The organism is Brevibacterium casei CIP 102111 (assembly GCF_900169275.1).
Taxonomy (GTDB): Bacteria; Actinomycetota; Actinomycetes; order Actinomycetales; family Brevibacteriaceae; genus Brevibacterium; species Brevibacterium casei.
Map to the genome: position 1 here is coordinate 106,379 of NZ_FXZC01000005.1, position 15,747 is coordinate 122,125.

Annotated in this window: 14 protein-coding genes; 6 read left to right on the forward strand and 8 right to left on the reverse strand. The window is 69.2% G+C overall.

From position 1 onward, the window contains the following. Positions 1-2 precede the first annotated feature (2 nt). Both BC102111_RS12740 and BC102111_RS12745 read right to left on the reverse strand, forming a co-directional pair. On the reverse strand, positions 3-1,391 hold the full coding sequence (locus BC102111_RS12740) for a four-carbon acid sugar kinase family protein (protein WP_095375651.1): 1,389 nt from the start codon (positions 1,389-1,391) through the stop codon (positions 3-5). After that, positions 1,388-2,851 carry a GntP family permease gene (locus BC102111_RS12745; RefSeq protein WP_009374727.1) on the reverse strand — a complete coding sequence of 488 codons (1,464 nt, stop codon included), beginning with the start codon at positions 2,849-2,851 and terminating at the stop codon, positions 1,388-1,390. Before BC102111_RS12745 ends, BC102111_RS12740 begins: the two co-directional genes overlap by 4 nt. Positions 2,852-3,030: 179 nt before the next feature. Here BC102111_RS12745 and BC102111_RS12750 point away from each other — a divergent pair, with 179 nt between their 5' ends. Beyond that, the gene (locus tag BC102111_RS12750; RefSeq protein ID WP_101624512.1) at positions 3,031-5,238 is read left to right on the forward strand and encodes a heavy metal translocating P-type ATPase; all 2,208 of its coding nucleotides are present in this window, start codon (positions 3,031-3,033) and stop codon (positions 5,236-5,238) included. Positions 5,239-5,263: 25 nt separating this feature from the next. Here the strand turns inward: BC102111_RS12750 and BC102111_RS12755 are convergent, their stop codons facing one another. Then, positions 5,264-6,184, reverse strand: a complete 921-nt coding sequence (locus tag BC102111_RS12755; protein WP_063250236.1) for a VOC family protein — start codon at positions 6,182-6,184, stop codon at positions 5,264-5,266. A 182-nt stretch (positions 6,185-6,366) separates the two neighbouring features. On the opposite strand from BC102111_RS12755, the gene BC102111_RS12760 reads away from it, so the two are divergent. The 5 genes from BC102111_RS12760 to BC102111_RS12780 all read left to right on the forward strand — a co-directional run bounded on the left by BC102111_RS12760 (position 6,367) and on the right by BC102111_RS12780 (position 11,660). After that, the gene (locus tag BC102111_RS12760) at positions 6,367-7,089 is read left to right on the forward strand and encodes a VIT1/CCC1 transporter family protein (protein ID WP_009374730.1); all 723 of its coding nucleotides are present in this window, start codon (positions 6,367-6,369) and stop codon (positions 7,087-7,089) included. A 153-nt stretch (positions 7,090-7,242) separates the two neighbouring features. After that, positions 7,243-8,766, forward strand: coding sequence for a sugar ABC transporter ATP-binding protein (locus BC102111_RS12765; RefSeq protein WP_101624513.1), 1,524 nt, complete (start codon positions 7,243-7,245; stop codon positions 8,764-8,766). Next, complete coding sequence (locus tag BC102111_RS12770; RefSeq protein WP_101624514.1) at positions 8,767-9,813, forward strand: ABC transporter permease; 1,047 nt, start codon at positions 8,767-8,769, stop codon at positions 9,811-9,813. A 70-nt stretch (positions 9,814-9,883) separates the two neighbouring features. Beyond that, the gene (locus BC102111_RS12775; RefSeq protein WP_101624515.1) at positions 9,884-10,852 is read left to right on the forward strand and encodes an ABC transporter substrate-binding protein; all 969 of its coding nucleotides are present in this window, start codon (positions 9,884-9,886) and stop codon (positions 10,850-10,852) included. 100 nt (positions 10,853-10,952) lie between these two features. Next, on the forward strand, positions 10,953-11,660 hold the full coding sequence (locus tag BC102111_RS12780) for a FadR/GntR family transcriptional regulator (RefSeq protein ID WP_101624516.1): 708 nt from the start codon (positions 10,953-10,955) through the stop codon (positions 11,658-11,660). A 10-nt stretch (positions 11,661-11,670) separates the two neighbouring features. Here BC102111_RS12780 and BC102111_RS12785 read toward each other — a convergent pair whose 3' ends face one another. The 5 genes from BC102111_RS12785 to BC102111_RS12805 form a co-directional block, all read right to left on the reverse strand. After that, entirely contained in the window at positions 11,671-12,432 is a 762-nt protein-coding gene (locus BC102111_RS12785; RefSeq protein ID WP_197907841.1) for an SDR family NAD(P)-dependent oxidoreductase, read from the reverse strand. 68 nt (positions 12,433-12,500) lie between these two features. Beyond that, positions 12,501-13,382 (reverse strand): fumarylacetoacetate hydrolase family protein, encoded by an 882-nt coding sequence (locus tag BC102111_RS12790; protein ID WP_095375658.1) that lies wholly within the window; start codon positions 13,380-13,382, stop codon positions 12,501-12,503. Positions 13,383-13,445: 63 nt separating this feature from the next. Next, complete coding sequence (locus BC102111_RS12795; RefSeq protein ID WP_095375659.1) at positions 13,446-14,438, reverse strand: aldo/keto reductase; 993 nt, start codon at positions 14,436-14,438, stop codon at positions 13,446-13,448. Next, positions 14,435-15,328: an amidohydrolase family protein gene (locus BC102111_RS12800; RefSeq protein ID WP_101624517.1), complete on the reverse strand. Its 894-nt coding sequence runs from the start codon at positions 15,326-15,328 to the stop codon at positions 14,435-14,437. The genes BC102111_RS12795 and BC102111_RS12800 overlap by 4 nt, the downstream gene beginning before the upstream one ends. Continuing rightward, entirely contained in the window at positions 15,325-15,741 is a 417-nt protein-coding gene (locus tag BC102111_RS12805; RefSeq protein WP_101624518.1) for an RbsD/FucU family protein, read from the reverse strand. Before BC102111_RS12805 ends, BC102111_RS12800 begins: the two co-directional genes overlap by 4 nt. Positions 15,742-15,747 lie beyond the last annotated feature (6 nt).

Genomic DNA, 15,747 nt, shown 5'->3' on the forward strand with positions numbered 1-15,747 from the left:
TCTCATCCCGCACCGACCCGCGAGGTCGCCATGAGGTAGTCGAGGCAGAGCGCGGCCGTGCCGGAGTCGCCGATGAGCCCGCCCTTGGTGACGATGGGCATTCCGTCGGCACGGCCTCCGACGAGGCGACCGCCGACGGCGAGGGGGATGATCTCCTTCTCGATCTCCATCCCCACCGCCCCGACTGCGGACATCACCGCGGCGGTGACGTCCCCGCCGGTGGTGTAGAGGCCGGTGACCTCGGGGGCCTCCATGACGATCCCCGCGATCTCAGCCAGCCTGCGCGTCGTCTCCTCCGCCGCGGCATCGGTGAGGTCGACGACGTCGGAGGCCTCGGTGACGGTGGCGACGACGATCGCCTTCGCCGAGGTGACCGACCCGATCCGTGCCAGTGTGGCCTCGACGTCGGGTAGGCCCTCGCCGTCGAGGACCGTGCGGACCACGCAGACGGACGGATCCTCGCTCAGGGTCGCCAGCTGTGCCCGGGTGACCTCGGTCGCCGACCCGGAGATCCCGAAGACGACCCCGCGGGAACGGGTGGGCAGCAGGGACCTGGCGAGCGCGAGGCTGCCGGGACCGGGATCGATCGTCACCCAGTCGAGGACCTCGCCGTGGCGCAGATTCGCGTGGAGCCGAGCGTGCTCGCCGGGGGCGTCTGCGGGGATGTCCGCGATCTCGCGTGTCACCGAGGCGACGACGGACCCGACGAGCTCGATGTGTTCGGTGGTCAGGGCATCGACGACGATGACGTCGGCACCGGAGGAGATGCCGGAGATCACCCCGGCGCGAACGGACCGTCGGCCCTGCAGGACCCGGGAGAGCTCGATGAGGTGGCATTCGAGGTCGGTGCCGTCCTCGAGGATCCGGTCGACCTCCGAGGTCCGCATCGGCGAGCGCACGTCTCGGGCGAGCTCGGTGTGCTCGAGCAGCGTGCCGTCGAGGAGCTGGAGGCCCTGGACCGTGGTGCGTCCGGCGGCAGGGAAGGCGGGCACGCACAGACCGATGACCCGGCGGGGCACCCCGCCGGCCGCCTGAGCCAGCTGTCGGCGGGCCTCGAGCGCCGCCTCGGCGGTGACGCCGACGTTGCCGCGCAGGGTCGTGTCGATCCGGCACGCGAGGAGGTCGACGTCGCCGGCGACGCGGATGAGGGCATCGGTGAGTTCGGCGGCCTTTCGGGCGGGAAGGTGCCTCGAGTCGGCGTTGAGGACGACGGCGTCGTAGTCGTCGAGGAGGACGTCGAGGTCGACCCTCTCGTGCGGACTCGTCCCCGTCACGGTGATCGTGCGCAGCCCCGCCTCGGCGAAGAGGGCACCGCACGCGTTCCCACCGGTGAGGTCGTCGGCGACGATGAGGATCCGGGCATGCTCCGGTTCGATCGGGTCGCTGTTCATACGACCAAGTCGAGCACGAAGAGCAGCGGAATGGAACCGAGCCACACGGCGGTCGTGATCCCCGACCAGCCCTTGATCGCCTGGATGCCGTCGAGCCCGGCGAAGCGGGTGACGACCCAGAAGTACGAGTCGTTGAAGTAGGAGAAGACCATCGACCCGGCCGTGCACGCCATGACCGCGACGAGCGGGCTGAGCCCGAGAGGCTCGATGAGCGGGGCGGTGACGGAGGCGGCGGTGATCATCGCGACCGTACCCGACCCCTGGGCCAGGCGGACGAGGGAGGCGATGATGAACGGGACGAGGAGCGCGGGCAGGCTGATCGAGGCGATCGCCTCGGCCAGGGCGTCGCCGACGCCCGACTCGCGCAGCACCATGCCGAAGCTGCCGCCGGCACCGGTGATGAGGAGGATGAGGCCGGCCGAGGCGGCGGCGTCGGCGAGCCAGCTCTGGACCTGCGAGCGCGGGGTGAACCGCGGCAGCAGGGTGTAGACGGCGAGGACGAGGCCGATGATGAGGGCGACGACGGGGTTGCCGATGAATGCGAGCGGAGCGACCCAGCTCGAGGGTTCGTAGTCATCCCCGGAGAGCACGCCCTGGGCGTTGCGGTCGATCGCCGTCGAGACGGTGTTCGCGACGATGAGGAGGAGGGGGATGATGAGGGGGAGGAAGCCGAGGAACGCCCCGGGCTTCTTCCCGCCGGCCGCGGTTGCGGGAGTCTCCGTCGTCGTCTCCTCGGTGACCGTCACCTCGTCCCCGGTGACCGTGTCGACGGTGGTCGCCGAGGCGGTCGCCGCTCCGACGCCGGCCGTTGCGTAGACGTCGCGGCTGACCTTGGCGTTGAGGTACGGCTCGAGCTTCGGGCCGATCCAGCGCGCGTAGATGACGACGACGGGCAGGAGGAGGACGGTGAAGACGAGGCCGGTGAGGATGACTCCGCCGATGTCGGCACCGAGGATGCCGGTCGCAGCGAGCGGGCCCGGGGTGGGCGGAACCATGTGGTGGGTGAGCGTCATGCCGGCACCGAGGGCAAGAGCGAGCGTGATGTAGCCGCCGCGCTTGACGCGGGCGATCGACCGGGCGAGCGGATTCATGATGACGTACCCGGAGTCGCAGAAGACGGGGATCGACACGAGCGAGCCGACCGATCCCATCGCCCACGGTTCGCGTCCCTTGCCGAAGGCGCGGAGGAACGCGCGGGCGAGGGAGTCGGCGGCTCCGGAGACCTCGAGGATCTTGCCGATGCCCACGCCGAGGCCGATGACGATGCCGATGCTCGCGAGCGTGGTGCCGAAGCCCGTTGTCACCGCGTCGATGAGGGAGAGCAGGTCCTGACCGGCGACGACGCCGGTGACGAGAGCGGCGATGAGCAGGGCGATGAAGGCGTCGAGGCGGGTCGCGAGAACGATGATGACGATCGTCGCGATCCCGGCGACGAGTGCCGCGATGAGCTGCAGGTCCATGGGTTCCTCCACGTTGAGGCTGGCCGGGGGATCCGGTCAGGGAGCCGACTGAACCGGCTCAGAAGTTGCACAGTATGAGCAAGTATGGGCCATAGATGCGCATGAAAGCAAAGAAAATTTCTCGAGATCACCTCGGATTGGCCCTTGAATAATACCCGTGGGGGGTATATGTTCGAGGTATGGACACACAGCGCGAGGACAACACGGGCACCGATGTGCACGCCGGTCACGAGCACATGGACCACGCTCCGACGGACCACGGCGAGGACCATTCGCACATGGACCACTCCGGTATGGAACACGGCGATCATGGCGACCACGCCAGCCATGGCGATCATTCCGATCACGCGGGCCATGGCGAGCACGCCGGCCACGGCGACCACTCCGGCCACGGTGGTCACGGCGGGCACGCCGCGGTGTTCGGCCGCCTCTTCGTCGTCAATCTCATCATCGCCGTCCCCGTCGTCGCGTTCAGCCCGATGTTCGGCCACCTCGTCGGCTACATGGTGCCCGAGTCGGGACCGTGGGGTTGGCTGCGCTGGATCGCGCCGATCCTCGGCACCGTCATGTACGTCTGGGGCGGTCGGCCCTTCCTCACCGGCGGGCTGAGCGAGCTGCGGTCGCGCAAGCCGGGCATGATGCTCCTCATCGCGCTCGCGATCACTGTCGCCTTCCTCGCCTCATGGGGTTCGTCGCTCGGACTCCTCGACCCCGAGCTCGACTTCTGGTGGGAGCTCGCCCTCCTCATCGTCATCATGCTCGCCGGCCATTGGCTCGAGATGCGCTCGCTCGCGCAGACCACCTCGGCGCTCGACAGCCTCGCAGCCCTCCTGCCCGACGAGGCGGTCAAGGTCGTCGACGGGCAGATGGTCACGGTCTCACCCGAGGACCTCGTCGTCGGCGACATCGTCGTCGTCCGTCCCGGCTCCGCGGTTCCCGCCGACGGCCGCATCGTCGACGGCACCGCGGAGATGGACGAGTCGATGATCACCGGCGAGTCCCGCCCGGTGCGCCGCGGCGTCGGCGACACCGTCGTCGCCGGCACCGTCGCCACGGACTCCGGGGTGCGCATCGAGATCACCGCGACCGGTGACGACACCGCCCTCGCCGGCATCCGCAAGCTCGTCGCCGACGCGCAGAACTCCTCGTCCCGCGCGCAGCGCCTGGCCGACCGGGCCGCCGCCTGGCTGTTCTGGTTCGCCCTCGGCGCCGCTGTCATCACCGCGATCGTCTGGACGCTCGTGGGCATGCCCGACACCGCCGTGGTCCGCACGATCACCGTCCTCGTCATCGCCTGCCCCCATGCGCTCGGTCTGGCGATCCCGCTCGTCGTCTCGATCGCCACGGAGCGCGCCGCCCGCGCCGGCGTCCTCATCAAGGACCGTCTCGCGCTCGAGACGATGCGCACCGTCGACGCCGTCCTCTTCGACAAGACCGGCACCCTGACCAAGGGCGAGCCGACCGTCACCGCCGTCGAGACCACGGGAGAGCGCGGCCAGGACGAGGTGCTCGCCCTGGCAGCAGCGGCCGAGACCGACAGTGAGCACCCGCTCGCCCGCGCCATCGTTCGGGCCGCCCGGGACCGGGGGCTGCGCGTGCCGAGCGCGCAGAACTTCTCCTCGTCTCCGGCCGTGGGCGTGCGCGCCGAGGTCGACGGGTCCGTCGTCGAGGTCGGCGGACCGCATCTGCTCACCGAACGCGGAGCCGCCGAGGCGCAGGTCGCCGAGAAGTGGCGCAGCGAGGGCGCGATCATCCTCCACGTCCTCGTCGACGGCTCCGTCGTCGGTGCCCTGCGCCTGGCCGACGAGATCCGGCAGGAGTCACGGGAGGCAATCGACGCACTCCACCACCAGGGGATCGAGGTCGTCATGATCACCGGTGACGCCGAGGCGGTCGCCCGGTCCGTGGCCCGTGACCTCGGCATCGACCGGGTCTTCGCGGGAGTCCGTCCCGCGGACAAGGCCGCGAAGGTCTCCGAACTCCAGGCGGAGGGCAAGACGGTGGCGATGGTCGGCGACGGCGTCAACGACGCCCCGGCGCTCGCGCAGGCCGATGTCGGCATCGCGATCGGCGCCGGCACGGATGTCGCGATCGGCTCGGCCGGCGTCATCCTCGCCTCCGACGATCCGCGGTCCGTCCTCTCCGTCCTCGAGCTCTCCCGGGCCAGCTACCGGAAGATGAAGCAGAACCTCTGGTGGGCGGCGGGATACAACCTCATCGCGGTGCCGCTGGCCGCGGGCATCCTCGCCCCGATCGGCTTCGTCCTGCCGATGAGCGTCGGCGCGATCCTCATGTCCGCCTCGACGATCGTCGTCGCCCTCAACGCGCAGCTGCTGCGTCGCCTCGACCTCAGCCCCGAGGCCGCGGTCGCCGCCGCGGAGCGGTGAACCGCCCGGCCCCAGCGCTCGGGCCTCAGCGCTCGAGCACCTCGTCGAGCGCACTCGCTCCGGCGGCGACCGTGACCTGGGTGCCCCACGGGTCGGTGAGGCGCAGGGAGCGTCCGTCGTCGGCGAAGTCGAGGGAGTGGCGACGCAGACGCTGCCCGAGGGCGTCGAGGTCATCGCGGCCCGGCACGGTGATCGCGAGGTCCCCGAGGCCGAGGCTCGCCGCCCGCGGTCCGGCGCCGAGGCTGTTCCACGTGTTCATCGCGACATGGTGGTGGTAGCCGCCCGCGCCGGCGAAGAGCGCCCCGGGCATCGTCGAGTGCGTGACGCCGAACCCGAGGGCATCGACGTAGAAGGCCCGCGCCCTCTCGATGTCGCCGACCTGGAGATGGACGTGCCCGACGGTGCCTGCGAGTTCCGAGGTGTGCGCGAGGGCGTCGGTCGTCAGGTGCTCACGGAGGAACGCGTCGGGGTCGAACCGGATCGAATCCATCTCGACCTCACCGTCGGGGGAGTGGCCCCACGTGGCGCGATCGCGGTCGACGTAGAGTTCGATGCCGTTGCCCTCCGGATCGGTGAAGTAGAAGGCCTGGCTGACGAGGTGGTCCTGGGAGGCGACGAAGCGGCTGCGCGTGTTCTCCGCGGCGTGGGCGACGGTCGCGGCCAACGACTCCGGTGTCTCGAAGAGGAACGCGGTGTGGAAGAGCCCCGCCTGCCGAGGGTCGACACCGGGCAGACCGGGCGTCGCGACGAACTTGACCATGGGCGTCCTGCCGCGCCCGAGCGCCCGGTGGACCTCACGCCCCCGGCTCGACTCCTCGAGCGGTTCGAGGGCGAGTGCGTCGGCGTAGTAGTCGGTCATCGTCTCGAGGTCGCCGACGCGCAGGGTGACGGCGTCCATGCCGAGATCGGCGCTGAGCGCCGTCTCGGAGGTGGGATCGGTGGACATGGCCTGCTCCTTGCTGTCTCCGGCGGACTCCGCTGTGCCCGAGGTGCTGACGTCGCCCGAGGCGCTGAAGTCTCATCGTAGTCCCGCAGGGCGAGAGGGGTCCCATCGCAGACGGGTCACGCCCGGGGTAGGGGAGCGTGCGCATCCTTGCCGGGCCTGCGAGGGGAGACGATGATGGGGACATGACAGCGCAACGGCAGCCCCATCCCCACGAACCCCACGAGCGCGGCACCGGTCAGAAGCTCAACTGGCTGCGCGCGGGCGTGCTCGGTGCCAACGACGGCATCGTCTCGACCGCCGGTGTCGTCATCGGTGTCGCCGCAGCGACACCGGACAACATCGCCGCGATCGCCACCGCCGGCGTCGCGGCCCTCGTCGCCGGCGCGTTCTCGATGGCCGGGGGAGAGTACGTGTCGGTGAGCACGCAGCGCGACACCGAGAAGGCGCTCATCGCCAAGGAGAAGCAGGAGCTCACGGAGATGCCCGACGACGAGCTCGCCGAGCTCGCCGGCTTCTACCAGGAGAAGGGGCTCTCGCCGGAGCTCGCCCGCGAAGTCGCCGTGGAGCTGACGAAGCGGGATGCGCTGGCCGCCCACGCCGAGGTCGAGCTCGGCATCGATCCAGAGCAGTTCACGAATCCGTGGGCGGCGGCGGCGTCCTCGTTCGTCTCGTTCACCGCCGGCGCCCTCATCCCGCTCGTCCTCATCCTCCTGCCCGTCGGCGCCCACCGTGTGTGGGTGGCGGCCGCGGCCGTCGTCGTCGGTCTCTTCCTCACCGGGTGGATCAGTGCGGGCCTCGGACGGGCACCGAGGCGGCCCGCCGTCATTCGCAACGTCCTCATGGGATCGGCGACGATGGTCGCGACCTACCTCATCGGCCTGCTCTTCGGAGTCGCGACGGGCTGACTCCCTTGTCCGGCAAGTCATCCAATGTATTGAAGGTAATTCTCATATCGGATGGGAAACGTTTGGCGAAGATTCTTGTCATTGACGATCGAGGCATCTAGTCTGAACTACAGACATAGGATGTCTTAGGTATTCAATGAGGAGTCCCGCCAGATGTCAGATACCGCGAGCACCCCGCTGCTCGACATCCGCGGCGCCGGGAAGTCGTTCCCCGGCGTCCGCGCCCTTGCCGATGTCGATCTCGATCTCCGCCCCGGCGAAGTCCTCGGACTCGTCGGGGAGAACGGAGCCGGGAAGTCGACGCTGATGAAGCTGCTCTCCGGGGTCTACACGCCCGACACCGGAGAGTTCCGCATCGACGGGAAGCCGGTGTGCATCGGATCGACGACCGAGGCCGAACGCCTCGGCATCGCGATCATCCACCAGGAGTTCAACCTCGTCGACGACCTCACCGTCGCCCAGAACATCTACCTCGGCCGGGAACCGCGGATCGGTCCCTTCATCAGCGAACGTCGGCTCAACCGGGATGCCGCGGCGCTCCTGGCAAGGCTCGGTCTCACCCTCGACCCGAAGGCGGTCGTCGGTCGCCTCACCGTGGCTGCGCAGCAGATGGTCGAGATCGCCAAAGCGCTCAACCAGGACGCGCGGATCCTCATCATGGACGAGCCGACCGCCGCCCTCAACGATGAGGAGGTCGAGATCCTCCACGGCCTCATCCGCCGCTTCGTCACGCCCGAGACCGGGGTCATCTACATCTCCCACCGAATGCCCGAGCTCAAGGCGATCACTCAGCGCATCACCGTCATCCGCGACGGAGAGAAGATCGGAACCGTGCCCACAGCGACGACGGACATGCCCGAAGTCATCCGGATGATGGTCGGACGCGAACTCGACGCCGTCACCGAGGTCCCGAGCTATCAGGGCACCGCCGAGGTGGTCCTCGAGGTCCGCGACCTGGCGACGAAGGCGAAACTCAAGGGCATCAGCTTCGGCCTGCGGCGCGGAGAGATCCTCGGTCTGGCCGGGCTCATGGGCGCCGGGCGGACGGAGACGGCGCGGGCGATCATCGGTGCCGACCCGCTTTCGGCGGGCGAGATCCGCTTCGGAGGCAGGCGCGTGCGCATCCCCAATCCCGCCGCCGCGGCACGGATGGGCATCTGCTATCTCTCCGAGGACCGCAAGCAGCTCGGCGTCCTCACCGGACAGAGCGTGCGCGACAACATCGCCCTGCCGAGTCTGCGCCGCTTCAGCCGCGCCGGCTTCACCGACGAACGGCGGATCGACGCCGCTGCCCGTGACTTTGTCTCCACCCTGAAGATCCGGACCCCGTCGATCCAGCAGATCCTCGAGCGGCTCTCCGGCGGCAACCAGCAGAAGGTCGCGATCGCCAAATGGCTCGTGCGCGACTGCGACGTCTTCATCTTCGACGAACCCACCCGCGGCATCGACGTCGGGGCGAAGGCGGAGATCTACGCGCTCCTGCGCGAACTCAGCCGGCAGGGCAAGTCGATCATCGTCATCTCCTCCGAACTGCCCGAGGTCCTCCTGCTCTCCCACCGCATCGCGGTGCTCAGCGAAGGCCACCTCACCGGCATCCTCGACGCCGCCGAGGCGACGCAGGACTCGATCATGGAACTCGCCACCCGGTACACCGAATCGATGGGAATCGTGGCCTGAATGAACACCGAACTCGCCTCCGCCCCCGCGTCGCAGACGACCGCAGCGTCGTCGCCGAGTCGGCCGGCGGGCACCCGCAGCCGGTGGCGCAACTCGCTGCAGCAGCTGCTCGCCGTCGCCAGTCTCGTCATCATCGTCATCGTCTTCGCGATCATCAATCCCGACTCGTTCCTCACCCTGACCAACCTCTCGACGATCCTCACCACGGTGACGACGGTCGGGCTGCTCGCCCTCGGCGTCACGTTCATCATCATCACCGGCGGCATCGACCTCTCGGTGGGAACGGGCATGATCCTCTGCGGAGTCATGGCCGGGGTCTTCATCACGAACATGGGCCTGCCGCTGCCCGTCGGCATCGCCCTGACGATCGGCTTCGGCGGGCTCATCGGGCTCATCAACGGATTCAACGTCGCCGTCCTCGGGCTCCCGTCCTTCATCGCCACACTCGGGATGATGATGGTCACGCAGGGGCTCTCCCTCGTCATCAGCGGCACGAAGCCGATCTACTTCACCGAAGAGCCGGGGTTCGGGGCGATCATGAATGCCTCGCTCGTGCCGGGGATGCGCCTGCCCCTGGGCACCGTGCTCTTCCTCGTCCTCATCGTCGTCTCCGTGATCATCCTGCAGCGCACCCTCATCGGACGCACGGCCTTCGCGATCGGATCGAATGAGCGGGCCACCCGGCTCTCGGGCGTCAACGTCCGGGCGTGGCTCATCTCCGTCTACGTCCTCTGCGGCCTCTTCGTCGGCCTCGCCGGGGTGCTCTCGGCCTCCCGTCTCAGCTCGGCTCAGCCCACCGGCGGCGCCGGCATCGAGCTGCAGGCGATCGCCGCGGTGATCATCGGCGGCACCTCGCTCGCCGGCGGCCGGGGGTCGATGATCGGCACGGTCATCGGCGCGCTCATCATGGCCGTCCTCGACAACGGCCTGCGGATGGCAGGGGTCGCCCAGGAATGGCAGCAGGTCGCCATCGGCGTCGTCGTCCTCCTCGCCGTCTACCTCGACATCGTCCGGAAGAAGAACTCGGCGAGCGGGTCCTCGACCTAGGAAGGCCCACCGTCCCATCACGTTCCACCACGGCACCCACACACCGCCTCATCATTCGAAGGAGAACACCATGAGGACCAGCAAGCTGCTCACCTCGCTCGCGGCTCTCTCTGCCGCAGCGCTCATCGCCACCGGCTGCGGGTCGGGCGGATCAGGTGGGGGAGGTGAGGGCGAACGGACCATCGCGATCATCTCCAAGGGCTACCAGCACCAGTTCTGGCAGACCGTGAAGAAGGGCGCCGAGGAGAAGGCGAAGGAGCTCGGGGTGACCGTGACCTTCGAGGGCCCCGACAGCGAGACCGACGTCGAACAGCAGGTCACCCAGCTGCAGGGAGCCCTCGACAAGCAGCCCGACGCCGTCGCCATCGCCGCGCTCGACAGCAAGGCCGTCATCCCTCTGCTCCAGCAGGCGCAGTCGAGTGACATCCCCGTCATCGCCTTCGACTCCGGCGTCGACAGCGACATCCCGCTCACCACGGTCGCCACCGACAACAAGGCGGCCGCGGCCGAGGATGCGAAGAAGCTCGCCGAAGCCCTCGACGGGAAGGGCAAGGTCGGCATCGTCACCCATTCGGAGACCGCGCAGACCGGTGTCGACCGGCGCGACGGCTTCGTCGAGTACCTCGAGGCCAACGAACCGGGCATCGAGATCGTCGCGGAGCAGAACGCCGACGGCGACCAGGCGAAGTCCGCGGATGCGACGAAGGCGATGCTCCAGTCGAACAAGGACCTCGCCGGCCTCTACGGCACGAACGAAGGCGCGGCGATCGGCGTCGTCCAGGGCGTCAAGGAGCTCGGGAACACCGATGTCACCGTCGTCGGATTCGACTCCGGCAAGGCGCAGATCGATGCGATCAAGGACGGCTCGATGCTCGGAGCGGTGACGCAGAGCCCGCTCGACATCGGCGGAAAGACCGTCCAGGCCGCCGTCGACGCCATCGACGGCAAAGAGCTCGAGAAGGAGATCCCGACGAGCTTCTACTGGTACGACAAGTCGAACATCGGGGACCCGAAGATCGCCGAGCTGCTCTACGAATGATCCGCTCGGAGGACGGCGCGACCGCCTCGGCGAGGACGGACTCCCACCTCGCCGGGGTGCGGTCGTCTCCGCCGAGGCGGTCGTGTACTAGGTTGGGGCCATGGCACTGACGGACGACGCGCTCGACAAGATCAAGGACCTCATCGTCTCCGGCGAGCTTCGGCCCGGCGACCGACTGCCGCCGGAGGCCGAGCTCGCTGAACGCCTCGGCCTGTCACGGAACTCGCTGCGCGAGGCGGTCAAGGCCCTCGACTTCATCAACGTCCTCGACGTCCGCCGGGGATCGGGCACCTACGTCACCTCGCTCTCGGCCGAAGACCTCACCGAGGCGGTGTCCTTCCTCGTCGACGTCCACGCCTCCGGGTCGCTCAAGGAGATCCTCGAGGTCCGTCGGATCTTCGAGGCCGAGACCGCGTATCGGGCGGCCGAGCGGATCGACGAGGAGGGTCTCGCTCAGCTGCGGCAGACGATCAGCGACACGGATCCCGCCTCGGTCGAGTCCCTCGTCGCCCACGACTTCGAGTTCCATTCGACGATCGCGAAGCATTCGGGCAACGCCTACCTGGCGGCGATGCTCGAGGCCGTGTCGATGAAGACGACCCGGGCCAGGACGTGGCGGGGGATGACCGAGGCCGGAGCCGTCGAGCGCACGCTCGAGGAGCATCGGCTCATCATCGATGCGCTCGCCGCCGGGGACGCCAGGCTGGCCCAGTCGATCATGATCCTTCACGTCTCCGGCGTCCAGCGCTGGGTCGACCACGTCGATGTCGTCACCGAGGAGGATCTCGACGACATCGCCGAAGCCTGAGGAAGCCGTCTCATTCGGGACGCAGACGCAGTCCCTGCATGCCACCGTCGACGGCGACGGCCGTGCCCGTCGTCGATCCCTGGAGGGGACTGGCGAGGAAGACGATCGTGCGCGCCACCTCCTCGGGTTCGACGAGGCGACCGTGCGGCTGGCGGGCGTTGAGCGCCCGCAGCTCCGCCTCGGGGTCCTCGGCCCTGGCCATCAGCCCGGTCATCACCCACGGGGTGTTCGCGGTGCCCGGGCACACGGCGTTGACGCGGATGCCCTCACGGACGTGGTCGGCGGCCATGGCCAGCGTCATCGAGTAGATCGCTCCCTTGCTCGCCGAGTAGAGGACACGGTCGGGCAGTCCCGCAGTGGCGGCGACCGACGAGGTGTTGACGATCGCTGCGTGCTCCGAGCGGCGCAGGTAGGGCAGGGCGGCGGCGGTGACCCGGGCGACGGAGACGACGTTGACGCTGAGCACACGCTCCCATTCGGCATCGTCGTTGGCATCGACCTGCCCCTGTGCCCCGATCCCCGCGTTGTTGACGACGATGTCGATGCCGCCGAACTCCGCGGCCGCCGCCTCGACGGCGGCCGCGACGGAGGCACGGTCGGAGACGTCGCAGGCGAGCCCGAGTGCGCCGTCCGGAGCGCCTGCGGGGTTGAGGTCGAGGACGGCGACGTTCGCCCCGCCGTCGAGAAGGAGCTCGGTCACGGCCCTGCCGATGCCCGATGCGCCACCGGTGACGAGGGCGGTGAGACCGGCGAATTCCGATATGGTGCTCATGCTGTGCAGCTTTCTCTCTGGAGTCGGATGGTGGAGGTCGACGTCACAGGCCGATGGACGTCGGCCGGTCAGTCGAGGAGGAGGTCGGCGCCGGTCCCGGCGGGAGCGTCGACCCGGAAGTAGGCCTGCCGCTGACGACCGAGTCCCTCGATCTCGACCTCGGAGACATCCCCGGGTTCGAGATAGGGGAAGCGGCCGGAGAGGGCGACGCCCTGCGGGGTCCCGGTGGAGATGACGTCGCCGGGCTCGAGCTGCATGTACTGGCTCAGCCGCCAGACGATGTCCTCGACGGGGAAGATCATGTCAGAGGTGTTCGAGTCCTGCCGGGGCTCCCCGTTGACCCAGCTGGCGAGCCGGAGCCGGTGCGGGTCGATCGCGTCGGCGGTGACGAGGCAGGGTCCCAGCGGCATCGAGTCCTTGACGACCTTGCCCTTCGACCACTGCCCTCCCGAATGCACCGTCTGGTAGTCGCGTTCGGAGAGGTCGTTGGCGACGAGGTAGCCGCCGATGACCTCGGCGGCGGCCTCCGGGCTCTCGAGGTAGGCGGCCCGGGCGCCGATGACGACGCCGAGCTCGACCTCCCAGTCGAACGTCGTCGCACGCGGCGGGATGCCGATCGGATCATAGGGTCCGGTGATCGTGTTCGGGGTCTTGAGGAAGATGATCGGCTGGGTCGGTGCCGCGGCACCGGATTCGGCGGCGTGCGCGGCGTAGTTCTGGCCGATGCAGATGACGGCCGAAGGCCGGGCGATCGGTGCGCCGATACGCTGCCCGCTGATGTCGATCTCCGGCAGGGTGCCGGCCTCGAGCGCCGCGGCCACCTCGGCGGGACCGTCGGGCCAGAACGTCGGGTCGATGTCGGTGACGATGGCGCTGAGGTCGAAGTGTCGGCCGTCGACGTCGACGACGGGGGTCTCGGCATCGCGGTCGCCGATTCTCATGAGTCTCATTCGCAACTCCTCTGTGCTGTCAGGGTCGGGTCGAGTGGATGGGCGGTCGGTGGTCGCGGGGCCTCACGGGCCCAGCGTCGCAGGGTCGGCGGTGAGGAGTCCCGCGGCGACCGCGCGGGCCCAGAAGTCCTCGGGCGCGGGGTGGGCGGCGAGCTCGACATTGCGTCTGACCTGGTCAGGTGTGCGCATGCCGAGGGTGACGTTGGTGATCGCGGGGTCCCGGAGGCTGAATTGGACGGCTGCCGCCGGCAGCGTCGTCCCGCACTCCGCGGCCAATGCTGCGAGCGCCTCGGCCTTGTCGAGGACCTCTCGGGGTGCGTCCTCGTAGTTGTACTTCGCCTGCCTGCCCGGGTCGGCGTTGGCGAGGATTCCGGAGTTGAAGACGCCGACGTTGACGATACCGACCCCGCGGGAGGCGCACGCCGGGATGAGGTCCTCGCGACCTCCCTGTTCGAGGAGCGTGTACCGGCCCGCCTGCATGACGACGTCGATGTCGGTCTCGGTGACGAAGCGGGTGAGCATCTCAGCCTGGTTCATCCCGGCACCCCACGCGCCGATGATCCCCTCGTCGCGCAGGCGTGCGAGTTCGGGCACGGCCCCGTCGATCGCCTCGGTCCAGTGGTCGTCGGGGTCGTGGATGTAGACGATGTCGATGCGGTCGAGGCCCAGCCTCTCGAGGGACTCCTCGAGGGAGCGGCGGATGCCGTCCGGGGAGTAGTCGCGCACACGGGCCTGGTCGCCGGGCACGGCGAAGCCCTCGTCGTCCCACTCCTGCGGGTCCTCTGCGGGGCGGATGAGCCGACCGACCTTCGTCGAGACGAGGTACTCCTCACGGGGCTTGGTCCGCAGCACGTCGCCGAGGCGGCGCTCGCTCAGCCCGAGACCGTAGTGGGGTGCGGTGTCGTAGTACCGGATTCCCAGTGACCAGGCTTCCTCGATCGCTGAATGGGCGGTCTCGTCGTCGATCTGCCGGTAGAGGTTTCCGATCGGGGCGCCTCCGAATCCGAGCGTGCGCATGTCGTGCAGGCGCTGCACGACGGAGTTCCTCAGAGTCATTCGCTCCTCCTTGAGAGATAGAAGTCGGCGGCGGTCCCGCCCAGGACGGCGGCGAGGTCCGCCTCGTCGAGGACGGTGCGCAGCGCGGAGGTCGCAGCCTCCTCCCACACGGGCAGTCCGAGACCGTGGCCGGTCGTCGAGACGGGGTGGTCCGAGCCGTACATCGTCCGGGCCGGACCGAAGGCCGCGAGAGTGTCGGCCGCATAACGTGCGGCGAGGGCGTTCGCGGCCTCGTCGCTCACCCACCCGGGCACCTGACCGGGGAGTCCGGAGAACTTCACGTGGAGGCCGGGGTGCAGGGCGAGCGAAGCCATCGCCGCTGCCCAGACGCCGTGCGCGAAGGCCCGATCGGCGGGCAGGGGCTTGCCGAGGTGGTCGATGACGACCCGGTCGGCCGAGCCGCGGGCGCTGGCGATCGCGGAGACGAATGTCTCGAGTTCGCTCAGCTGCTCTGCGCGCACGCAGAGGTCGATGCTCAGCCCCGCGTCGAGGGCGGTCAGGGTTCCGGCGAGCAGCGTGTCGGCGGTCTCCGAGGCTCCGACGGCGAGGTCGCCTGGGGGCCGACCCTCGAAATTGTCCCTCACCCCGACGACGAGGGGGTGGGAGCGGAGCCGGTCGACCGCCTCGGCGAGGCCCGGATCGGTGCAGTCGACGGCGGCGACGATGCCGCGGATGAGCGGGGACCCGGAGGCGATCCGGGTCAGCCATTCCACCTCGGCGAAGGCCTCATCACGGGCGGCGCCGGCTTCGATGACGATCGCCCCGGTCGCCGCCGTTTCGAGCTCGCCGGGCCGGGAGGTGTGCGGCAGGTCCGGCAGGCCGGCCATCCACGGGTAGGTGAAGCGGTCGCGGTGCCAGAGGTGGAGATGGGAGTCGATGAGCTCTGTCATGGCACGACGACTCCGACCGTGAGGAGGAGGTTCGCGTACTGGCGCTGGTCCCCGGTCGCGATGACGAGGCCGAGGTCCCGGCTGCGGGCGAGGTCGTAGAAGGCGAAGCGCTCGTGCCCGGTGAAGGGCACGTCCGGCAGGATCTCCGTATAGCCGACCACTGCGGGAGCGGTGCCGGCCTCGGCGGTGAGCATGAACGCGCATGCTTCGATCGGGATCGTCTGTGCCAGCGGGGCGAGGATCTGGTCGACGGTGAGGAGGCCGGGGGCGACGTTGAGGGCGATCCGGGTCGCGCCCTCCGCTGAGCCGGTGAGGTGGGGATAGTTGCCGTCGGCGAGGAGGATCGTCGTCCCGTGACCGCACCGGGCGAGGGCGGCGAGGAGTTCGGGGTGGGTGATCGGGGTGGTGAGCATGGGCTC

Coding starts and splice junctions, on each gene's coding strand:
- BC102111_RS12795 (WP_095375659.1), bottom strand. CDS start 14,438: ATGACTCTGAGGAACTCCGTCGTGCAGCGCCTGCACGACATGCGCACG.
- BC102111_RS12740 (WP_095375651.1), bottom strand. CDS start 1,391: ATGAACAGCGACCCGATCGAACCGGAGCATGCCCGGATCCTCATCGTC.
- BC102111_RS12790 (WP_095375658.1), bottom strand. CDS start 13,382: ATGAGACTCATGAGAATCGGCGACCGCGATGCCGAGACCCCCGTCGTC.
- BC102111_RS12785 (WP_197907841.1), bottom strand. CDS start 12,432: ATGAGCACCATATCGGAATTCGCCGGTCTCACCGCCCTCGTCACCGGT.
- BC102111_RS12765 (WP_101624513.1), top strand. CDS start 7,243: ATGTCAGATACCGCGAGCACCCCGCTGCTCGACATCCGCGGCGCCGGG.
- BC102111_RS12780 (WP_101624516.1), top strand. CDS start 10,953: ATGGCACTGACGGACGACGCGCTCGACAAGATCAAGGACCTCATCGTC.
- BC102111_RS12760 (WP_009374730.1), top strand. CDS start 6,367: ATGACAGCGCAACGGCAGCCCCATCCCCACGAACCCCACGAGCGCGGC.
- BC102111_RS12755 (WP_063250236.1), bottom strand. CDS start 6,184: ATGTCCACCGATCCCACCTCCGAGACGGCGCTCAGCGCCGATCTCGGC.
- BC102111_RS12805 (WP_101624518.1), bottom strand. CDS start 15,741: ATGCTCACCACCCCGATCACCCACCCCGAACTCCTCGCCGCCCTCGCC.
- BC102111_RS12800 (WP_101624517.1), bottom strand. CDS start 15,328: ATGACAGAGCTCATCGACTCCCATCTCCACCTCTGGCACCGCGACCGC.
- BC102111_RS12775 (WP_101624515.1), top strand. CDS start 9,884: ATGAGGACCAGCAAGCTGCTCACCTCGCTCGCGGCTCTCTCTGCCGCA.
- BC102111_RS12770 (WP_101624514.1), top strand. CDS start 8,767: ATGAACACCGAACTCGCCTCCGCCCCCGCGTCGCAGACGACCGCAGCG.
- BC102111_RS12745 (WP_009374727.1), bottom strand. CDS start 2,851: ATGGACCTGCAGCTCATCGCGGCACTCGTCGCCGGGATCGCGACGATC.
- BC102111_RS12750 (WP_101624512.1), top strand. CDS start 3,031: ATGGACACACAGCGCGAGGACAACACGGGCACCGATGTGCACGCCGGT.